This is a genomic window from Mycobacterium gordonae (assembly GCF_001417955.2).
GTDB classification, from domain to species: domain Bacteria; phylum Actinomycetota; class Actinomycetes; order Mycobacteriales; family Mycobacteriaceae; genus Mycobacterium; species Mycobacterium gordonae_B.
Genome location: NZ_LKTM01000011.1, coordinates 1 through 18,308 on the forward strand (window position 1 = coordinate 1; position 18,308 = coordinate 18,308).

17 protein-coding genes and 1 pseudogene are annotated in these 18,308 nt (G+C 60.0%); 11 read left to right on the top strand and 7 right to left on the bottom strand.

From position 1 onward, the window contains the following. Positions 1 to 274 precede the first annotated feature (274 nt). From AO501_RS03350 to AO501_RS34730, 3 genes are all read left to right on the top strand, one after another. A complete protein-coding gene (locus AO501_RS03350) occupies positions 275 to 916 on the top strand; it encodes an RNA polymerase sigma factor (RefSeq protein WP_016343712.1) in 642 nt (213 codons plus the stop codon). Continuing rightward, positions 913 to 1,146 (top strand): anti-sigma factor family protein, encoded by a 234-nt coding sequence (locus tag AO501_RS03355; protein ID WP_016343713.1) that lies wholly within the window; start codon positions 913 to 915, stop codon positions 1,144 to 1,146. The genes AO501_RS03350 and AO501_RS03355 overlap by 4 nt, the downstream gene beginning before the upstream one ends. Before the next feature lie 373 nt (positions 1,147 to 1,519). Next, complete coding sequence (locus AO501_RS34730; RefSeq protein ID WP_016343714.1) at positions 1,520 to 1,714, top strand: hypothetical protein; 195 nt, start codon at positions 1,520 to 1,522, stop codon at positions 1,712 to 1,714. Between the two features lie 296 nt (positions 1,715 to 2,010). Here the strand turns inward: AO501_RS34730 and AO501_RS03365 are convergent, their stop codons facing one another. After that, a complete protein-coding gene (locus AO501_RS03365; protein WP_016343715.1) occupies positions 2,011 to 3,264 on the bottom strand; it encodes a bifunctional alpha/beta hydrolase/OsmC family protein in 1,254 nt (417 codons plus the stop codon). Positions 3,265 to 3,577: 313 nt separating this feature from the next. Here AO501_RS03365 and AO501_RS03370 point away from each other — a divergent pair, with 313 nt between their 5' ends. Together AO501_RS03370 and AO501_RS03375 are read left to right on the top strand one after the other, a co-directional pair. Further along, the gene (locus AO501_RS03370; RefSeq protein ID WP_087139732.1) at positions 3,578 to 4,324 is read left to right on the top strand and encodes an SDR family NAD(P)-dependent oxidoreductase; all 747 of its coding nucleotides are present in this window, start codon (positions 3,578 to 3,580) and stop codon (positions 4,322 to 4,324) included. 118 nt (positions 4,325 to 4,442) lie between these two features. After that, the gene (locus tag AO501_RS03375) at positions 4,443 to 5,270 is read left to right on the top strand and encodes an LLM class F420-dependent oxidoreductase (protein WP_016343717.1); all 828 of its coding nucleotides are present in this window, start codon (positions 4,443 to 4,445) and stop codon (positions 5,268 to 5,270) included. Between the two features lie 1,474 nt (positions 5,271 to 6,744). Here AO501_RS03375 and AO501_RS03380 read toward each other — a convergent pair. The 4 genes from AO501_RS03380 to AO501_RS03390 all read right to left on the bottom strand — a co-directional run bounded on the left by AO501_RS03380 (position 6,745) and on the right by AO501_RS03390 (position 11,254). Then, positions 6,745 to 7,533 carry an HAD-IIA family hydrolase gene (locus tag AO501_RS03380; RefSeq protein ID WP_016343718.1) on the bottom strand — a complete coding sequence of 263 codons (789 nt, stop codon included), beginning with the start codon at positions 7,531 to 7,533 and terminating at the stop codon, positions 6,745 to 6,747. A 313-nt stretch (positions 7,534 to 7,846) separates the two neighbouring features. Continuing rightward, complete coding sequence (locus AO501_RS34735; protein WP_196760141.1) at positions 7,847 to 8,194, bottom strand: ArsR/SmtB family transcription factor; 348 nt, start codon at positions 8,192 to 8,194, stop codon at positions 7,847 to 7,849. Between the two features lie 389 nt (positions 8,195 to 8,583). Next, positions 8,584 to 9,708, bottom strand: a complete 1,125-nt coding sequence (locus AO501_RS03385) for an alkene reductase (protein ID WP_016343720.1) — start codon at positions 9,706 to 9,708, stop codon at positions 8,584 to 8,586. A gap of 61 nt (positions 9,709 to 9,769) precedes the next feature. After that, a complete protein-coding gene (locus AO501_RS03390) occupies positions 9,770 to 11,254 on the bottom strand; it encodes an aldehyde dehydrogenase family protein (protein WP_016343721.1) in 1,485 nt (494 codons plus the stop codon). Between the two features lie 1,262 nt (positions 11,255 to 12,516). On the opposite strand from AO501_RS03390, the gene AO501_RS03400 reads away from it, so the two are divergent. Both AO501_RS03400 and AO501_RS03405 read left to right on the top strand, forming a co-directional pair. After that, positions 12,517 to 12,999, top strand: a complete 483-nt coding sequence (locus AO501_RS03400) for a YkgB family protein (protein ID WP_041928033.1) — start codon at positions 12,517 to 12,519, stop codon at positions 12,997 to 12,999. 365 nt (positions 13,000 to 13,364) lie between these two features. Beyond that, positions 13,365 to 13,592, top strand: a complete 228-nt coding sequence (locus AO501_RS03405) for an anti-sigma factor family protein (RefSeq protein ID WP_016343723.1) — start codon at positions 13,365 to 13,367, stop codon at positions 13,590 to 13,592. A gap of 75 nt (positions 13,593 to 13,667) precedes the next feature. Here AO501_RS03405 and AO501_RS03410 read toward each other — a convergent pair whose 3' ends face one another. Both AO501_RS03410 and AO501_RS03415 read right to left on the bottom strand, forming a co-directional pair. Then, complete coding sequence (locus tag AO501_RS03410) at positions 13,668 to 14,363, bottom strand: cysteine hydrolase (protein ID WP_226069240.1); 696 nt, start codon at positions 14,361 to 14,363, stop codon at positions 13,668 to 13,670. 143 nt (positions 14,364 to 14,506) lie between these two features. Beyond that, on the bottom strand, positions 14,507 to 15,088 hold the full coding sequence (locus AO501_RS03415) for a TetR/AcrR family transcriptional regulator (protein ID WP_055576391.1): 582 nt from the start codon (positions 15,086 to 15,088) through the stop codon (positions 14,507 to 14,509). A 181-nt stretch (positions 15,089 to 15,269) separates the two neighbouring features. Between AO501_RS03415 and AO501_RS03420 the strand changes: the two genes are divergently transcribed. The 4 genes and pseudogenes from AO501_RS03420 to AO501_RS34740 form a co-directional block, all read left to right on the top strand. Then, positions 15,270 to 15,902, top strand: coding sequence for a TetR/AcrR family transcriptional regulator (locus AO501_RS03420; protein ID WP_016343726.1), 633 nt, complete (start codon positions 15,270 to 15,272; stop codon positions 15,900 to 15,902). A gap of 14 nt (positions 15,903 to 15,916) precedes the next feature. Then, the gene (locus AO501_RS03425; protein ID WP_041927776.1) at positions 15,917 to 16,900 is read left to right on the top strand and encodes an MDR family oxidoreductase; all 984 of its coding nucleotides are present in this window, start codon (positions 15,917 to 15,919) and stop codon (positions 16,898 to 16,900) included. Positions 16,901 to 17,108: 208 nt separating this feature from the next. Further along, positions 17,109 to 17,750 (top strand): SDR family oxidoreductase, encoded by a 642-nt coding sequence (locus AO501_RS03430; protein WP_016343728.1) that lies wholly within the window; start codon positions 17,109 to 17,111, stop codon positions 17,748 to 17,750. Positions 17,751 to 18,093: 343 nt separating this feature from the next. After that, a pseudogene (locus AO501_RS34740) lies at positions 18,094 to 18,308 on the top strand (hypothetical protein); the annotation flags it as partial.

The following is an 18,308-nucleotide window of genomic DNA, read 5'->3' on the forward strand; positions in this document are numbered from 1 at the left end:
CGCAGATCAGGTCACGACCAACTCCTGACAACGATGTCTGACCTCGGCGGTGAGGAGTTTCCTTACTGCTATCAAGGGCGAGACCTCGCGGCCGCATCGTCCGGCCGAACTTTACAGGTATTTCACCAAGTCGTTCGAGAGCGCAGTTCTGCCGAAATGTAGGCAATTCAGCTCGCACCTGATTGGGAATCCCGGTCAATAGAAGTATGACGGGTATGGCTGAGCCGACGGTAGCGCCATCGCTATACCGGTAGAGTACAGTCGCTGAGTGACCATGACCGCAGCCACGGTTTCGGAAGACGAGGGCGCTTTGGTCGCTGCACTTCGCGCCGGCGACCATCGAGCTTTTGCTCGGTTGGTCGATCGTCACACTCCGGCGATGCTGCGGGTGGCGCGTGGTTACGTGCCGAGTGAGCAGCATGCCGAGGACGTCGTGCAGGAGACGTGGATCGCGCTCCTTAAGGGTTTGGACAGATTCGAGGGACGGTCGTCCCTACGTACTTGGCTTTTTACGGTTCTTGTCAATATCGCCAAGGCTAGAGGGCTCAAGGAACGCAGGCACGTCGACACTCAGATCAAAGCGTTCACCGGCGGCACAGTTGACCCCGAGCGGTTCCGTGCTGCTGGCGACGAGCTGCCCGGGCACTGGAAGGCGGAGGAGACACCGACGCCTTTCCCGGACACCCCTGAGGGCTCGGCTCTGAGCAGGGAACTCACCGACGTCGCCAAGCGCAATCTCGATACGCTGCCCGAGCGTCAGCGCATTGTCGTGACGATGCGCGACATGCTCGGTCTCGATTCCGATGAGGTCTGTGCACTACTCGAGATCAGCGCTGCGAACCAGCGGGTACTGCTTCATCGTGGCCGTGCGGTGATTCGAGCGGCTCTCGAAAATTATCTGAAAGATGCGTCGTGAACCCACTCGATTGCAACGAGCTCGTCGAAATTGTCACTGCCTATCTGGACGGCTCACTCGACCTCGAAACGCGGGCACGGTTCGATGAGCACCTGCTCGAATGCGACGGATGCGATAACTACCTGCAGCAGTTTCGGGTCACTATCGGCACGTTGGGCCGGATCCGTGAAAGCGAGTTGGCACCGGAATTCCGCGCGCAGCTACTTGAGGTTTTCAAGGATTGGCGGTGACGCCCTGTTACAACCACAGAGTGCCACCTGCGCGCCAAATGATGCAGTCCTAGCGCCTGGCAAGCACGCGCGATCGCGCGGGGCTGGCGCCTACAGTTGTTGGTAGCATTTATCGCTGTTTGACTCGGGCATCGGCTTGCGAAGGTCACAGCGGGCTTCGTCGGGATTAACTTGACCAAACCTATTCGTGCGCAACTATTTGCATGCTTGCGCTCTTGGTCACCCGGGCGTTGGCGTGTGGTGAGCCTCCCCAGTTTCAGTGGACACCCGAGATAGCGGGGGCACGGGGTTCCGCTGGGAGGATGGGGTATGTCCAGGACTCGTCGGTCGTTTACGGCGGAGTTCAAGGTTCAAACCGCTCGGCGGGTGATTGATGGTGGCCCAGCCGGTCGCCGAGATCGGCCGGGAACTCAATGTTCACGAGCACCTGTTACGTAAATGGGTGGCGGCCGAATGGCTCCGGGACGGCGCTGCCACCGATGCGCACAGGTTTCACCGGATGGTGACTGACCGCGGTCGAGCGTGCCGAGTTGGCACCCGGTTGCGTGCGGGGATCGCCGAGAAGTAACGCGATATCGCGTTCGTGAAAAAAAGTATCGGCGTACTTTGCGGCACAGCAACACAAGTGAGTCGTTTCGAGCTCATCGCCGCGGGGTTCAGGCTACCTGTGGGCGGGTTCCGGCGCACCACGGTGCCCGGTCGGATGCGCATTCGCGCAAACTACCCTGTTACCACTTCTGTACCGGACATTAATCCGCACTACGCCAACGGGACGCAATGGGCTCATGCGATGAAGCGTTCGCGGCCCCCACGATTCGTGCTTCGGGCTCCGCGGGCGACTCCGCCGATGATGGAGGATGCTGGTCAAAGCTGGGAATGATTACTATCACGGAGTCGCCCGGTCGTGCGAATGTCCACTTCGGAGCGGAGAGTGCGGTGCACTGGGCACCTGCTGGCGATCTCCATGAGCCTGTCGCGTTGGATGGCGCTCAGTGGTCCCTGCAACATGATGTTGCGTTCAATGCGATCGATGAACCCTTTCGTTTTGTCGAGCCCGGCACAGTCCTGCGCGTGGACACGGGAATGGCGGGCATCGACAACCACGCTTTCCAGTGGCCATTGTTTGCGTTCGGCGTACATCCTGATCGTCATCGACGTACAGGCTCCCAACGCGGCGAGCAATAGGTCGTACGGGGTGGGGCCCATGTCGTCGCTGATCGGACGAGGTTCGTCTGCAACAAGGCGGTGAGAACCGACCGTGATGTCCTGGGTGAGATTTCTCGCATCACCCCGCTCTGCGACCCGTACGACACCGTCGTCACCCGGCGGAGGGTCGCTGCGAGTCAGACCTGTGCTCGCACGGTGCTTCTGGTAACGGCCAGCCCAGGCAGCTATCACAGTAGCGGCGTACTCGGCGTCGTCACGGCAGCTGAGCAGATGATCAGCGCCGTCAAGTGCCACAAAGGATTTGGGGTGCCGCGCGATGTCGAAGATCTCTCGGGCATTGTCGACTGAGACCACCTGGTCGGTCGGCGAATGCAACACTAGGAGTGCAGCGTCGGCCGCTCGGATACGTTCCCGCTGGGGCTGTGCTGCGATGTCATCGAGGAACTGCTGCTGCAGACGGAACTCGCGACCGGCGATAGATATAGTCGCCTCACCTGCCGCGATGTCGTCGCATGACTGGCGCAGCAGGCCCGCTACGTGACCGGGATCTGCCGGTGTACCAATGATGGCAATGGCATTGACGTCATCGATTCGCGACGCCGCCGCAAGCACCGCAGCCCCACCGAGGGAGTGCCCAATCAGCATCGTTGGCGCACCGTGGCTCGCTCGCATGAAGTCGGCTGCACACACCAAGTCATCGACATTGGAACTGAATCCTGTCGCGGCGAAGTCGCCCTCGGAGTCCCCCAACCCCGTGAAGTCGAAGCGTAGGACGCCGATACCACTGCCGGTGAGGGCACGAGAGATTCGCGCCGCAGCCGAGTTGTCTTTTCCGCAGGTAAAGCAGTGTGCGAATACCGCCCACGTCGTGGGTGGCTGTTCTGGAGTCTCCAGTCGCCCAGACAGCGAGCCGCTACTGCCAGCGAACGTCACGCGCTCTGAATTGCTCATCGGGACGACCTCCTCATTTCTAGAACTGGCGGATGTGTCAGTCCGCCCGCGGTGTCCAGATCGCGGGGGCGGGGTGCTAAGCCCGACGAACGCAATACTTGTCCTTCCACTCGGGATCGGCTTGCCAGCAGACCCTGCACACACGGTGTTCCAGCGCGAGCATCGCCACGCTGAACCCTATAGCACTCTGCGGGACGGCCGAGAGTTGTAACGCTTGACCGTCGTCCGCACACTCATTGGTCGCATGTGATCGTACGAAGAAACCTTGGCCGCGGCACACAATCCGGTCGACCATAAGAAAGCAGGATGAACGATGGCTGTGCAACTGTCCGAGGCACGCGTTCTCATCACCGGCGGAACTAGCGGAATCGGGCGGGCTGTTGCCGTCTCTCTGGCTAGTCACGGTGCCGTAGTGGCCGTGTCAGGCCGGAGCGCGGAGCGTGGGCAACAGCTAGTAGGAGAGATCGAGGCCACGGGTGGCAAGGCCGAGTTTCTCAGCAGTGACCTGCACGACGCCGAATCCGCGAGGCTGCTCGCTGCTGACGCTATTACAAGGCTCGGCCATGTCGATGTGCTGGTGAATAACGCCGGCGTCTATCCGTTCGGACCCACCGAATCGATGACCGAAGAAGATTTCACCGCGGTGTTCGATCTCAACGTCCGCGTTCCGTTCTTCTTGGTTGCCGAACTAGCCCCCAAGATGGCCGAACGCAGCAATGGCGTGATCGTCAATGTCACAACGATGGTTGCCGAGTACGGAAACGTCGGAACCAGCCTGTACGGCGCCAGCAAGGCCGCGGTCGTATCCCTCACCAAAACGTGGGCAGCCGAGTACGGACCGCGGGGCATACGGGTCAATGCGGTCAGCCCCGGACCGACGTTCACCGAAGGCACCGCTGCTATGGGTGAGGGGCTTCGCGGACTGGTTGGCCCTGCTCCCGCGGGCCGTCCCGCGCAGGCTGAAGAAATCGCCAACTCGATTGTGTTCTTGGCGAGCGACCAAGCCAGCTACATCCACGGGGTCACCCTCGCTGTAGATGGCGGCCGCACCGCCGTCTGAACACCAGCTAACTGCACAGTCCATGCTGCCATCAATTCCGATCACACGGGCGCCGAATGCGGCGCGCATCGATTAGTGCGTGTCCTGCGCATCCCATTGAAATATGAGGTATGTCAATATGTCTAACCGTCGGAACCTGCCTGTTCGCGTCGGTGTGCAGCTGTGGCCAGGAGACACCCCTGACTACCGCACCTGGCGCGACGCAGTGATCACCGCCGAACAACTCGGCGTAGACGCAATCTTCGGCTACGACCATTTCCACAAGCCCGCAACCGCCCCGACCTCCGACGGGTTGCCCGAGCTCCTACCCGTGCAGCCCGACGTCAATAATTTCGAAGGCTGGACGTCGCTGGCCTCATGGGGCGAGATCACCTCACGCGCCGAGATCGGCTTGCTCGTAACTGGTGTCGGTTACCGCAATCCGGATCTTCTCGCTGACATGGCCCGCACAGTCGATCACATCAGCGATGGCCGCCTGATTCTGGGGATTGGATCCGGTTGGTATGAAAAGGATTACGTCGTTTACGGTTACGAGTACGGTACCGTCAAGTCACGGATGGACCTATTCGAGAGCAGCCTGAAACGCATAAGCGAGCGGCTCGACAAACTGATACCGGCTCCGACACGCAGCATCCCGATTCTCATCGGCGGCATGGGGGTGCGCCGCACGCTGCCTTTGGTGGCACGGTACGCCGACATCTGGCATACGTTCGCCAGCCCCGCCGAGTACCGGCGTAAGAATGCACTGCTTGGCGAGTTGGCACAGGTAGTAGGGCGCGATGAGTCGGCGATTGAACGCGCAGTGCACTGGACAGGCCGCGCCGACGCCGACGCATTTGCGAGTATGGGGGTAACGTTCTTTACCACTGAAATCCACCCGAACGCAGACGGATTCGACTTTCGCGAACTCAAAGATATGATCCACTGGCGCGATACATACAGCTAGACTGGGTCAGCTCACCGCGACCCTCGCGGGCCGCCCGTGTCCGCGCTACCCAGCGTGCCCTCATACGGCTCAGGTCACGAGCAACCTGGGCGATCCGGCCTACCCGTTTTTTCGACGATCCGGACCGCACCCTCACGGAACTCCTAGTCGTACTTCTTCCGTTTCCCTGGCATCTCGACCCCTATTGTCGATGCCTCCACGCTCTCGGCGAACTTCACCGAGCTAGTCCGCCGGCAATCTGGGCATCTACCCGGTCACCCTTCTCAGTGGACCAAGAAAGACGACATCGAACACCAAGTGCGCCAAGGTGTCCCGACGAGGGAGCCCTCGCACCAAGTCGGTCCCTGATACGGCTGACCGGCATCTACACTTGCCCGGACCAGAGTGGCTCCAACGTCCACTGCGGTGTGGTCACAGTCGATTATCTGGTCAGCCCCTGCTACAGCATCTCGTTCCAAATAAGTTGCAGGTCAATGCTATATGTCCAACACCGCAGCATCGAAGGCTGTTGCACTGCTGCGCTGTCATCGACATGGTCAGTCGCAGCATCGTCGGCTGACCGATAGCCTCGAAGGCGATTGCCACCTTGGTGGTCAAATCGTTAGACATGGCCATCAGCGACGGGCGCCCAGCCTCAGGCATGTCCTTGCTGATCACGAAACACCTTTCACTTCACGGGTTTCGGATGAAAGATCCGGGTGGCTAGACTGGGTCTGTCGTTTGGATCGATTGGGACGAGCTTGGCAGTCTCTTGGGCACGCTCAGCAGCCGAATGTGAATCCGCAGGGCACCATTGCCTTGACGGCTGGCTCAGCGAACGGCGTGCGAGGTTCAGAAGGAGCCGTCGTCTTGGTCGTCGTCTCGCCGAGTGTCATTCTGATGCTGGGCGATTCAGCTCCAGCATCGCTAGCAGAATCCTCAGCTGTCGCCGTTGCGGCGAATACTATCGCAGCGACGCACGCCGACCCGGCAAGTAGCAGCTGGGCGACTTTCGCTGGGCACCGCGTCAGTTGCGGCCCTCGCAGATTAATTGCCGATCGGAGCGTCACTCCTACGATTCTAATCTAGATATCGCGATATCGCTATATCTAGGAAGATGGTATTGGGGCGTCTTAGTCTCGATTTCCGTCCAAGGCGATGGTCGCCGGACTCCGGGTCGCAGTTGACGGGGTCAGGCTTGTGGGCGGGTCGCGGTTGCTGGTCTCGTGGCGCCGGGTGGGACGGGCTTCCCAGTGCCAGCGGTCCTTTCGGTTGATCGGTCATAGGCGGTCCGGTGTGAGCCGAAGGCGCCGCGGGGCGCTCCCAGCCGAACTGACGGTGGGCCAGCGGTTTGCTCATCGCTGACCAGGCCCGCTTGGATGGCGTGGCGGTGCGCGGGGTGGATGAGCACGTCTGGCGGCACGGGCCGTAAAGCCGCGTACACCGGTTACTACCACACTCACAGCGCAGGCACCGTCGTACGGCTAGATGGCTATCAGTGCTGGTGCTCGTTGCGCGTTAGCCAAGCGGGCATGTCAACGATGGAGTCCAGAGTGGTTTCTGCGGGATGTGTCTGGGTAAGGTCGATTTGGTCGGCATACATGCCGGTGCGTACCTGGATTGTGTGTGCGCCTACCGCGTTTCCCATGGCAATATCGTTGGCGGGTTGGTCGCCGATCAGCCAGAGTGCGTTCGGCTTGACGGGCACGCTCGCTGCGGCGGATCGCAGAAATTCTGGTGATGGTTTGCCGAGGAGTTTGCTGGTGACGCCGGTGGCGTGCTCAAGTGCTGCCGTGATCGCACCGGTGTCGATATGGTTGCCGTCGGGGCGTTTTCGATACTTCCCTCTTTGGAGTGCTATAAGGGTCGCACCGCGCTCGAGAGCGCGAAACGCCAAGTCGAGTAGCTGATGCGTTAGCGTGTCGTGAGTGTTGCCGACGACGACATGGGTGATCGCACCGCCGGCGTGGCGGTAGGGGGCAAATGTCGGAAGCAAGGCGCTTGACACCACCGGCAATACGTTGATCCGGCCGCGCGTTGCTTCAAAGAGTTGCAGGGCAGCGGATACGGGGGTGAAAACTTCGCCGACACGAACGTCGAATCCGCGCTCGCGCAGTGTTTCTTGGAGGGTCTGTGGTGGCACAGTATCGGTGTTGGTGAGAAAACGGAGCGTGCAACCCATGTTTCGGAGTCTTGTCACAGCCTCAGGCGCGCCGGGAACGAGCTCGTCACCAACGTATAGCGTACCGTCCAGGTCGCTGAATACTACAGGCGTTGGCATCATCGATACTCCGCGAAATGACTGACCTGCCGCATGTGCCGGATGTATCGAGAACGTTCGGGAAGAGCGATTGGGGCGGCGCCGATCTGTTTGTCAGAACTTGGTGACATAGTGGAGTTGCCTCTGTAACGGTATGGCGTTGACGTGGATGCCGGGCTGGGCTGCGCGAAGCAATATCAAGCCGTCTCAGTTAATGATGGTAGCCCCGCGTCCTCGCGTGTTCAGTTAAAAGTGAAATGACGGCTGTCGATTTTACCGCAGGCTATTACCTGGCTGGCTCGTGCTCAGTTGGTCAGCGAAGGAGAGCGCGCAGCGGTTAAATCAGCGCATTCAAGGCTTCCAGCAGCGACTCAATATTCTTTTCGTGCCTTTTGTAGTATGTCCAGGGCCCGATCCGTCGGGAGGTTACCAATTGCGCGCGTTGCAGAACTGCCATATATGACGACACTGTCGACTGTGATAAGCCGACATGTTTTTGAATGATACTCACGCACACGCCGACTTCTTGTGGATCGATATCCTGTTCGGGAAAATTTTTTCGCGGATCCTTGAGCCAACTGAGTATCGTTAATCGGGTAGGGTTATCGAGGGCTTTCAATGCCTCGTTGACATCAATACTTATTGAATTCTGGGAATTAGTACGTTCAGGTGAAGTGCTCAGCATTTTATGATCCCTTTCGTGGTCATGCTACGCGGGTGGGCCGCCGATCTGAAGGATGTTGCACAGTAGTTAGTAAACGTGGGCCTACATCCAGTGGCGGCGTTGCTAGTTCGACACACCGGGAGCTGGAGAACAGACATGTTGCGGATCCTGTCGTGTATAGGGACTAGCGTACCTGCGAGTTTGTGCCGATGCGCTGGGTAGTTGGCCAGAACGCTGCGCGGCCCATCGGTGATCGTCGTCGGCGCATGTCGTACCTCGTTGGCGGCTTCGCGGTTGGGTCCGCATGAAACGTTTCTCGTAGGCGGTTCGGCTGGGCCGCGGAGCATCCGAGGTGCGACTCGTCTTGCCGTGCAGCCTGATCGACTGCACGGCAAGACGTGGTTCGGTTACTAGCTACGGTAGGTGGGGTAATCGGTGTAGCCTTTCTCGGTGCCGCCGTACATGGTGCTCGGGTCGGGGGTGTTGAGCGGCCAGTCGTTGGCGATCCGTTCGGGCAGGTCTGGGTTGGCGATGAACGGTCGGCCGAAGGCGATCAAGTCGGCCCAGCCAGCCTCAATGGCACGGACTGCGCGTTCGGCGGTGTACTTGCCCGCCAGTAGGATGGTTCCGCTGAAGTTTTCGCGCACTGCGACACGGAAGCTTTCCGGCATTTCGGGAGCGTTGTCCCAGTCGGCCTCGGCCAACGACACGTATGCGATGCCAACCTCTTCGAGGATCTTTACCGCCTCGATGTAGGTCTCATGGGGGTCATCTTCGACAAGGCCAAGGTAGACACGGTCTTCGCCAGTGGTGGTGAACAATGGCGAAAACCGCACACCCAGACGGTCTTTACCGACGACGCCGGCAACTGCCTCGACCACCTCGCGCAGGAACCGGAGGCGATTCTGCAGGGAACCGCCGTATTCGTCGTTGCGGTGGTTGGTATGGGTGGACATGAACTGGTTGACCAAGTACCCGTTGGCTGAGTGGATTTCCACCCCGTCGAATCCGGCGTCGAGAGCATTGCGCGCGGCGTCGGCGTAGAGCTGCACGACGTCTTTGACCTCGCCGGTCGTCAGAGCCCGCGGCGGCGACGGCGGCGCCAGCGCTCCGGCTCCCGGGCCCGTTTCGACGAAAACCTTCACGGCGTCCGCGGTGATGGCCGACGGGGCGACCGGTGCGCCGGCGTCGGGCTGCAACGAGGTGTGCGACACCCGTCCCACATGCCAGAGCTGGTTGAAGATCACCCCACCGGCGGTGTGAACCGCATCGGTGACTTTGCGCCAACCCGCAACCTGTTCAAGGTTGTGGATCCCGGGTGTCCAGGCGTAGCCCTGCCCGCGCGGTTCGATCTGCGTACCTTCGGTCACCATGAACCCGGCACCACTGCGCTGCGTGTAGTAATCCGCCATGAGTTCGTTGGGTACGTTGCCGGGCTGCGAACTGCGCGAACGGGTCAACGGGGGAAGAACGATGCGATTCTTGACCTCATAGGGGCCGAGCTTGGTAGCGGTGAACAGCACTGAGTCTTTCATTTCTTTTCTTTCCGGTGTTGGTGTGATGGTTTCAATCTTGTGCAGCGATGGGATACGCGATTTAGAACAGTCCGCGCGGAGCTTCGTTCATGCTCACGTAGATGTTCTTCTTGTGGGTGTACGCGTCAAGCATGGATTTGTAGGCTTCGCGGCCCAGACCGGATTTCTTGTAGCCCCCGAAGGGTGCATGCGCAGGGATCTCATGGGCCGTGTTCACCCACATCCGACCGGTCTCCACCGCGCGTGCCACGCGAAGTGCACGGTTGATGTCTTGGGTCCACACTGTGCCGGCGAGTCCGTATTCTGAGTCGTTGGCCAAGGCGATAACTTCATCCTCGTCCTTGAATGGGATAACAACGAGAACGGGGCCGAAGATCTCTTCCGATGCAACGCGCATATCGTTGCGCACATCGACCAATATTGTCGGCTCGACAAAGAATCCGGAATCGTAGTCCCCGCCAGTGAGCCGGCGACCACCCGTCAAAACCGTGGCACCTTCAGCACGACCGGTTTCTACATAGCCCAACACGCGCTCCAGCTGGGCTTTGCTGATCAACGAGCCCACCTGGGTGTCTGGTGAGAGGGGATCCCCCACGCGGGCCGTGGTGAACTTGGCTTTTAGTTCGTCGATAAAACGGTCGTAGATCGACTCGTGAATGAAGAGGCGAGCTCCGGATTCGCAGGCTTGGCCTTGATTCCATAGAATCGCCAGGGCTGCCCCCTCGACGGCCTTGTCCCAATTCGCGTCGGGGAAAACGATATTCGCCGATTTGCCGCCCAGCTCCAGCGTTGCTGGTACCAGTCTTTTGGCTGCGGCTTCGGCGACGGTGTAGCCGACTCGGGTGGAACCGGTGAATGCCAGCTTCTGTACCGTCGGGTGATCCAGCACGGCCTGGCCGGCAACCGGCCCTGTGCCGGTGACGATGTTGACGACACCGGGGGGAAGAACTTGCGCGAAAATCTTTGCCAGTTCGGAAATGCTGACCGGCGTCATCTCCGATGGCTTGATCACCACGGTGTTCCCTGTGGCGATTGCCGGGGCAATCTTCCAGGCTGCCATCAACAACGGAAAGTTCCAGGGGATCACCTGACCAACCACACCAAGCGGTTCGCTCAGCACGAGGCTGAGGGTCTGTTCATCAAGCACGGCCGCCTCGTCTGAGTGACTGCGAATCACTCCGGCGAAGTACCTGAAGTGATCAATGGCGATGGGCACGTCGAGAACGCGCGACTCGCGAATCGGCTTGCCCACATCCAGCGACTCCAGGACCGCGAAACGCTCGGCGTCAGCCTCCAGCAGGTCGGCGATCCTGTTCAACGCGTTCGCCCGTTCCGTCACCGTGGTCGCCCTCCAGCCCGCAAACGCACGCTGCGCCGCCTGGACCGCGCGATCGACATCAGCGGCTGTTCCACTAGGAATACGAGTCAGCACCTCACCCGTCGCGGGATTGATACTCTCGATCGTCTCCCCGGACTCCGCGTCCACCCATTGGTTGTCGATGAACATTCCGTAGCTGCGGTCCGGAGCATACTGGGACGTGGACATGGCGCGCTTCTCCTTCTGATTGGCGGGCGGGCCGGAAGTACAACCGGCTCAACCTCTTCCGTGATTTCGTTGTTCACCACCCCTGACGACGTGGTGCCACCAACCCTAACCTAGATATCGAGATACGTCAATATCCCAATAGCGCGATATTCAGATGGGCGTAAAGGGGGTGTCTTCCTGCGCTAACACCGCCGGGTCGGCTGGTTGGTGGCCGTCGGTGCGTGACCGTGCTTGAGGTGCGCTCTGCTGCGCGGCTTAACTCGGACGATCCCCACTCAATAGGGACTCGCCGAACTGCGCAGGTTCGACCGTGCCATCCGGCCAGGAACCCGCAGTCGAATGAAATCGGCAACGATACGAAAACCCGTGAACCACCCCAGGTTTGACGCGCATCAAACCCGGGGTGGTTCAAAGTGCTTGGGAGGCGGTGCCAAGCCGGCGGTGCGGTGGCCACTTGATCGATTCTCGCGCAGCGTCTACTTCCTGGGCCGAGGTCTGCTGCAACGCCGCAAGCTTGCCGAGCATCGTCGACCTCGTCATGTGTACCATGCCTAAGCCAAGGCAAGAATCATTGTAACCCGGTCAGCATCGGCGGTTTGGCCTGCAGGTCACCCGGCAAGTAGTCCGATGGGGCGCAGAACCCGATGAACCTGCAGTGCGAACACTCGCGGTCGTTCTCGCCAGGGTGTGCACCGTGTTGCATTCGGTGTTCTACCGCCTGAAACGGTTGCTGCGCAACATGGTCGGACCATCGCTCCTAGCCGTCGATAGCCTCTCAAGGTCGCCCAAAACTGGAGAGACCCAGCACTGTCTGGTGGCGGTCAGTGCGTTTAGGGTTGCGTTCATCGCCTTGCTCAAAGCAGATTGGTCGCCAAATCTGTTCGGCCGTTAGTCGCGACACAGCAAATCGGCACTACGAGGGCCGACAGACCACGCCGGCGTTTTCCCTGACCGCGCTGCGCTGCTAAATGGTCCGTGCTGTGCTGGTCGATTGCGCCGACACGGGGCGGATAAGCCGACTTCTGGGGTTACCGCGACTAAAGGAACTTGGCGTCGACGACCGCAGCGCCGCGCGGAAGGGCGTGGGCACCCAAATGGTCGAGGGCGAGACCTCGCAATCCGCGTCGTCGGTCTCGACCCACAAGATCCCCGCAGGAACTATGACGTACGGCACACCCACCTAAACGGAAGCGCTGTAACGCTTTCCGAAGTGCATAGCACTCAGTGGTGTAGTCAACCCAACTAGCAAGGGAGTCATCATGATCGCTACCATCCGCGAGCAGATTCAAGCCGGCGTGCGCCCAGAGTCGCCAGTAGCACGTGGCGGCGCGGGCCTGGCACGGTACGGGCTGGTCGTCGTCATCGCCTGGATCGGCATGCTGAAGTTCACAGAGTACGAAGCCAACGGCATCGCGCCATTCGTGTCGAACAGCCCTTTCATGTCTTGGCTGTACGACATTTTCTCGATCACCACCTTTTCGTCGCTACTCGGTGTAGTCGAGATCGCAATCGCGGTCTTGCTCGCCGTCAAACCGTGGTTCCCTCGACTCTCAGCGATCGGTAGCCTCATGGCCATCGGCATGTTCGCCACAACACTGACATTCGTGCTCAGTACGCCTGGTGCATTCGAAGCATCAGCAGGAGGTTTCCCGGTGTTGTCGTCGACTGGTCAGTTCCTGATCAAGGACGTCGCACTGCTCGGAATCTCTGCCTGGACGCTGGTCGATGCACTCACACGCCGCTGAGGCCGAAGCCGCCCTCGTCACCTCGCTTCGTGCGGGTGACGAGGGCGGCTTCGTGCAAGTTGTCGACTTGCAAGCCCCACGACGCCACGCCTCGCACGCGACTACGTCAGGACACCGATCGCCGAAGGCCCCCTACAGGAAGGCCTCTTACACAAAGGAATCGGCTCTTCCCAGGATCAGTCACCTAGGTTCACAGAGCTGTCTGCGAACTTTCATAGGAGGAAAGGTCGCAGTCCCTTGGCGACGAGAAACTGGACGAGGAGTCGGAGCAACGAAGCCATCCTCGGGAATTTTTCCTCAAGCACCGGGGAGCATGGTCGCCGGCGAGCCGGTCGCTCATGTACTACATGAAAGGATGCAGACAGATGAGATGCAACGAACTCGCCGAACTACTCACCGAATACCTGGACGACTCGCTCGGTTCGAGCGACCACGTGAGGCTCGAAACGCACCTGTCCGAGTGCGACGGATGCGCAAACTATCGCACTCAATACATATCGACGATCGCAATCTTGAATCAGATCCCCGTGGCCGGCTTCAAGCGCACGCTGCGCGATACGTTATCGGCGCACTTTCACCAACGGCGCCGCTGAGCTTCGCAGGGCAACCGAGTTCAGCTCAGCAACAATGGATACACCAACTTTGCTGCCGTCAGCGCCCATCGGTCTTTAGGTGGCTTGCGCCAACTCAGCCACCGCTTGATCGGTGGTCCAGATAGCTGAGGCGAGGAATCGGAAATTAATCAGGGCGGCCAAGTATCCGTCGCCTTCGGGCAACCGTGCACCCGCAGTCGCGTCACGGATGACGACAACCTCGAAACCCTGTTCGATCAGCTCACGCAAATGGCTTTCGGTGCACAGATTCGCGGCCATTCCAGCCAGAAGAACTTGGGTCACACCGCGTTTGCGAAGCTGAAGTACGAGATCGTTGGACTGCGGACCCACGATTTTATGGGGAGAAGCGACCACCGTCTTTCCGTCCAGGATGCGGTTCTTGTACCGCTCGAGATAGTCCGCGCCCGAACCGTCGAACCCTTCCAGCTGCAGCGGATGCGTCCGCGCGAACATACCGACACTGTGCATGAAGCGCTCAAGCGGTCCGCCGAATTGCCAGTCCTGATCGGATGGATAGTAATAGTGCGGAGAGATCGCAACCGTGATCCCCGCGCTCTTGGCAGCTGACAGTAGTTGGTCGATGTGCTCGACAGTGTCGTTGTCTTCGACGCTGGCGCCGAACACCGACCATGTTGCACCATCGGGGCTGAGAAAGTCGTTCTGCGGGTCAGTCACGACGAGCGCAGCGTGCGTCACGTCAAGCTGGAAGCCAGATGGCGGAAGTCCGGGCTCTGCGGGCTCGTCGTACACGGATGAAGTCGACATTGGATGGGAGTCCCTTTCCTATCGGGCGCTAGTGCGCGACACACGGCAGCGCCCGGAAAGTATAAATAGACGACCGGTCGGATATCAACAAGTCCGGCCTTTCGGACCTCGATGATGGAGGCGGGACTTCAGGACGTGCCGACCAAACCCACCAACTGCGGCAAGGTTATTCGTGAGAAACGGTCGTATGGAGCGCGGGTGCGATCGATCCTGGCGCGAAGCACTGCCCCTTCCCACGCTTCGATAATCAAACCTGCGACTTCGCGACGCCGTTGAGGCGTTCCCTCTGTGAAAACAGCGGCCAGTTCGTGCTCCCAAACACAAACAATGCCGCGTAGCTTTTCGTGGACCGACGCACTGGTGGCTGAGACTTCGAGCGCGAGATTGCCAATTAGGCAGCCGCGCATAAAGGTGTGGCGCTCGTGCTCGTCGGCAATCACCGCGAAGTAGCGTTGCAGGCGGCGAACCGGTGTCCCGCGACCTAGCAGCAAGGATCCCGACCGGTCCTGAAGTTCGAGCCAGTACTGGCCTAGCACTGCGACAACAAAGGCTTCTTTGCTCTCGTAGTACGTGTAGAATGCCGCCTTCGGTACGTCGGCACGATCGGCAATTTCCTTGACACCTGTCGCGTTGACGCCACGGGCATAGAAGAGCTCGAGTCCACTAGCGAGTAACCGTCTGCGGATATCCGGGTTCCCCGGGCGAGGCACAGGAGCAGAGTAACTGACCGAACAGGGACCTTGGCCGTGCACGGCACCAACTCGACCACGCGCGTCCAGACGCACATATCCGGTCAAGTGAGCATTTTTTGTGCGCCATTGCGCAGCACGAACTCACCGGGCGCTGAACGCCCCCGTGGACATTTAGAGACAATCGGTCTAATCTCATCACATGAGCGCTTCCATTGTCCGGCCTCGTCGTGGACGGCCGCCAAAAGTCAGCCGTGACCACGAAGACACGCGGGAAGCATTGCTTCGCTGCGGGATGGAAATCCTGACTGCTCAGGGCCTCACTGCGACAGGTATTGAATCGGTGCTCAAGCGCGTCGATGTACCGAAGGGCTCGTTTTATCACTACTTCGACAGCAAAGACGCATTCGGTCTGGAGGTGCTGCAGAGCTACGCGGAGTATTTCGCGCGCAAACTTGATCGCTGGCTGTTGGACGACAGTCTGCCACCACTGCAACGTCTGACCCTTTTCGTCGAGGACGCGAAAGCCGGAATGGCCAGACACAGGTTTGATCGTGGATGCCTTGTTGGCAATCTTGGGCAAGAAGTTCGGACACTTCCCGAGAGCTATCGCACGAAACTCGAAGAAACACTTGAGGACTGGGAGCAGCGCTTACAGGACTGCCTGCGACTGGCCGTTGACGTAGGAGATCTTCCGGCCGACACCGACTGCGCCGCGCTATCACGGTTCTTCTGGATCGGTTGGGAGGGAGCGGTATTGCGCACCAAACTCGCTCGGACAGTCGAACCGCTCGACGTGTTTTTCAGTGGATTCCTCGCATGTGCCCGCGCGTAGGAGAAGGGAATACGATGTTCAGCGCGATTGTGGTTGAGAAGACCAACACGGACTACCGTGCGGAAATGCGGCGGATCGGCAGCGACGACCTACCTGAGGGGCAAGTGACCGTCCGGGTCGCATACAGCAGCCTCAATTACAAAGACGCCCTGGCCATCACCGGTAGGGGCCCCGTCGTCCGTCGCTTCCCGATGGTCCCGGGAATCGACTTAGCCGGCGTCGTTGAGGCCAGCAATGACGCGCGCTACAAACCCGGTGATCACGTTCTGGTGAACGGTTGGGGACTGGGCGAGACCCACTGGGGAGGGCTTGCACAGATCGCTCGGCTCCAGGCGGACTGGCTAGTGCCACTCCCCCCCTCGTTCACCGAGGCGCAGGCCACTGCCATCGGCACTGCGGGCTATACAGCGATGCTTTGCCTGATGGCACTCGAACAACACGGGGTCACCCCTAGTGACGGTGAAGTACTCGTCACCGGTGCCAGTGGCGGCGTCGGAAGCATCGCGGTCACGCTGCTCGCGAGCAACGGCTACACGGTCGTCGCGGCAACCGGCCGCCTCGCTGAGGCAGACTATCTGCGGAGGTTGGGTGCGGCTACGGTGATCGACCGAGCCGAACTCGCCGAACCGGGCCGCCCCTTGGGCAGCGAGCGCTGGGCCGGCGCTATCGACTCCGTGGGCAGCCACACACTGGCTAATGTGTGTGCCACCACCAGTGCCGAGGGAGCCGTCGCCGCGTGTGGCATGGCTCAAGGCATGGAATTCCCAAGCACTGTTGCGCCATTCATCCTGCGCGGAGTGAGCCTGTTGGGTATCAACAGTGTCACGCAGCCCCACGCCAAACGCGTCACAGCGTGGGGCCGGCTGAGCAGGGACCTCGACACCGGACACCTAGGAGAGATCAGCCACGAGATCGGCCTCACTGACGCTATCTCCACTTCAACAGATCTTCTTGAGGGCCGAGTGAGGGGCCGCATCATCGTTGACGTGAATCGCTAACTCCCCTTTGCTGGAGCAGTGCGGGATAGTCGCTAGAGCTGACGGGTTACCTGCACGATAGGCACGTGCTCTCCCGCAGCATGCGATCAGCACAACCGAGGGGCCGCCAGCTCGCCAGTATCTGTCGTGCCGGACTTGGCCGAGTAGGAAATACCTTGATGGCCGCTTATAACGCCCACCAGACACGACGACGGAAGGAGCAGCATTCATGACACGAGTTCTTGTACTTGGTGCCGGAGGCAGAATCGCGCAAATCGTAGTACGCGAACTGCTCCACGACGAGAGCGTGAATCTCACCCTCTACCTACGGAACGACCAACGCTTGCACGACTTGCCCGACCTCCGCGCAACGGCAGTAGAAGGTGATGTCCTTAACGGAAGTCTCCTGAAACAAGCGGTCGAGGGACAGGACATCGTCTATGCCAACCTTGGCGGTAAAGATATCGTGGACCAAGCGCGTGGGGTCGTCACTGCGCTTGAGGGCGCTCGCGTGCGAAGGCTCATTTGGATCTCGACGCTAGGGATCTACGACGAAGTCCCCGGCGAGTTTGGCCGTTGGAACCACCGGATGCTCGACGGCGGCTATCTCGAAACCTACGCCGCAGCGGCGAAAGTGATCGAGTCTTCGCGCCTTGACTACACAATCATCAGACCCGCATGGCTTACAGACAAAGACGAAGTGGACTACGAGATCACCCAGAAAGGAGAACCTTTCAAAGGCACCGAGGTATCCCGAAAAAGCATCGCGGCACTCGTCGTACGATTGATTACCGATCCCTCACAAGAACTCCACGGCTCACTGGGAGTAAACAAGCCAGGCACCGACGCCGACAAGCCTGCATGGCAGTAATTCCGGACGCGATCGGGAAGAGCCGTTGGATAGTTGGATAGTCCAGGCGCAATGCGAACTCTGGGCCTGTGGTCGCTGCCTGCGTCGGGCGGCGCAAGTTCACCCTCGCGGGAGCACTAGACCGCCTAGGTCGTGTACGAGCAGGCCAAGCGGATCGTCATTGGCTGCATGCTCCACAGGCGATGACAACATCTGAAGAGACTTCACTCAGAGGAGGCGGCACAACCCCATAGATCGTGTACGGGCTTCAGTACGTACGTTGACGCTCACCCAGCTTTGCTCACGCTCACCAGCGCCATACTGGGAGAATGCAGGCAAGAAGCAGGTAGATCAACGACTTGTAACCAACATGAAGTGTTACTGCCGCACTCATCATTTGATGAAAACCTTCTGGGGCTGGACCGAGAAACAACTCGCCGACGGCACCCTGATCCTGACCTCCCCGGGCGGGGACACCCACGTCACCACCCCCGGGTCTGCGCTGTTGTTTCCCAGCCTGTGTCACGCGGTGGGCGGCATGCCCGCCCCCGAGGCCCAGACCCCACCGGCCGATTACTG

Excerpts from the sequence above, each read along its gene's own strand:
- AO501_RS03350 (WP_016343712.1), top strand. The coding sequence starts at position 275 with ATGACCGCAGCCACGGTTTCGGAAGACGAGGGCGCTTTGGTCGCTGCA.
- AO501_RS34730 (WP_016343714.1), top strand. The coding sequence starts at position 1,520 with ATGGTGGCCCAGCCGGTCGCCGAGATCGGCCGGGAACTCAATGTTCAC.
- AO501_RS03365 (WP_016343715.1), bottom strand. The coding sequence starts at position 3,264 with ATGAGCAATTCAGAGCGCGTGACGTTCGCTGGCAGTAGCGGCTCGCTG.
- AO501_RS03370 (WP_087139732.1), top strand. The coding sequence starts at position 3,578 with ATGGCTGTGCAACTGTCCGAGGCACGCGTTCTCATCACCGGCGGAACT.
- AO501_RS03375 (WP_016343717.1), top strand. The coding sequence starts at position 4,443 with ATGTCTAACCGTCGGAACCTGCCTGTTCGCGTCGGTGTGCAGCTGTGG.
- AO501_RS03380 (WP_016343718.1), bottom strand. The coding sequence starts at position 7,533 with ATGATGCCAACGCCTGTAGTATTCAGCGACCTGGACGGTACGCTATAC.
- AO501_RS34735 (WP_196760141.1), bottom strand. The coding sequence starts at position 8,194 with ATGCTGAGCACTTCACCTGAACGTACTAATTCCCAGAATTCAATAAGT.
- AO501_RS03385 (WP_016343720.1), bottom strand. The coding sequence starts at position 9,708 with ATGAAAGACTCAGTGCTGTTCACCGCTACCAAGCTCGGCCCCTATGAG.
- AO501_RS03390 (WP_016343721.1), bottom strand. The coding sequence starts at position 11,254 with ATGTCCACGTCCCAGTATGCTCCGGACCGCAGCTACGGAATGTTCATC.
- AO501_RS03405 (WP_016343723.1), top strand. The coding sequence starts at position 13,365 with ATGAGATGCAACGAACTCGCCGAACTACTCACCGAATACCTGGACGAC.
- AO501_RS03420 (WP_016343726.1), top strand. The coding sequence starts at position 15,270 with ATGAGCGCTTCCATTGTCCGGCCTCGTCGTGGACGGCCGCCAAAAGTC.
- AO501_RS03425 (WP_041927776.1), top strand. The coding sequence starts at position 15,917 with ATGTTCAGCGCGATTGTGGTTGAGAAGACCAACACGGACTACCGTGCG.
- AO501_RS03430 (WP_016343728.1), top strand. The coding sequence starts at position 17,109 with ATGACACGAGTTCTTGTACTTGGTGCCGGAGGCAGAATCGCGCAAATC.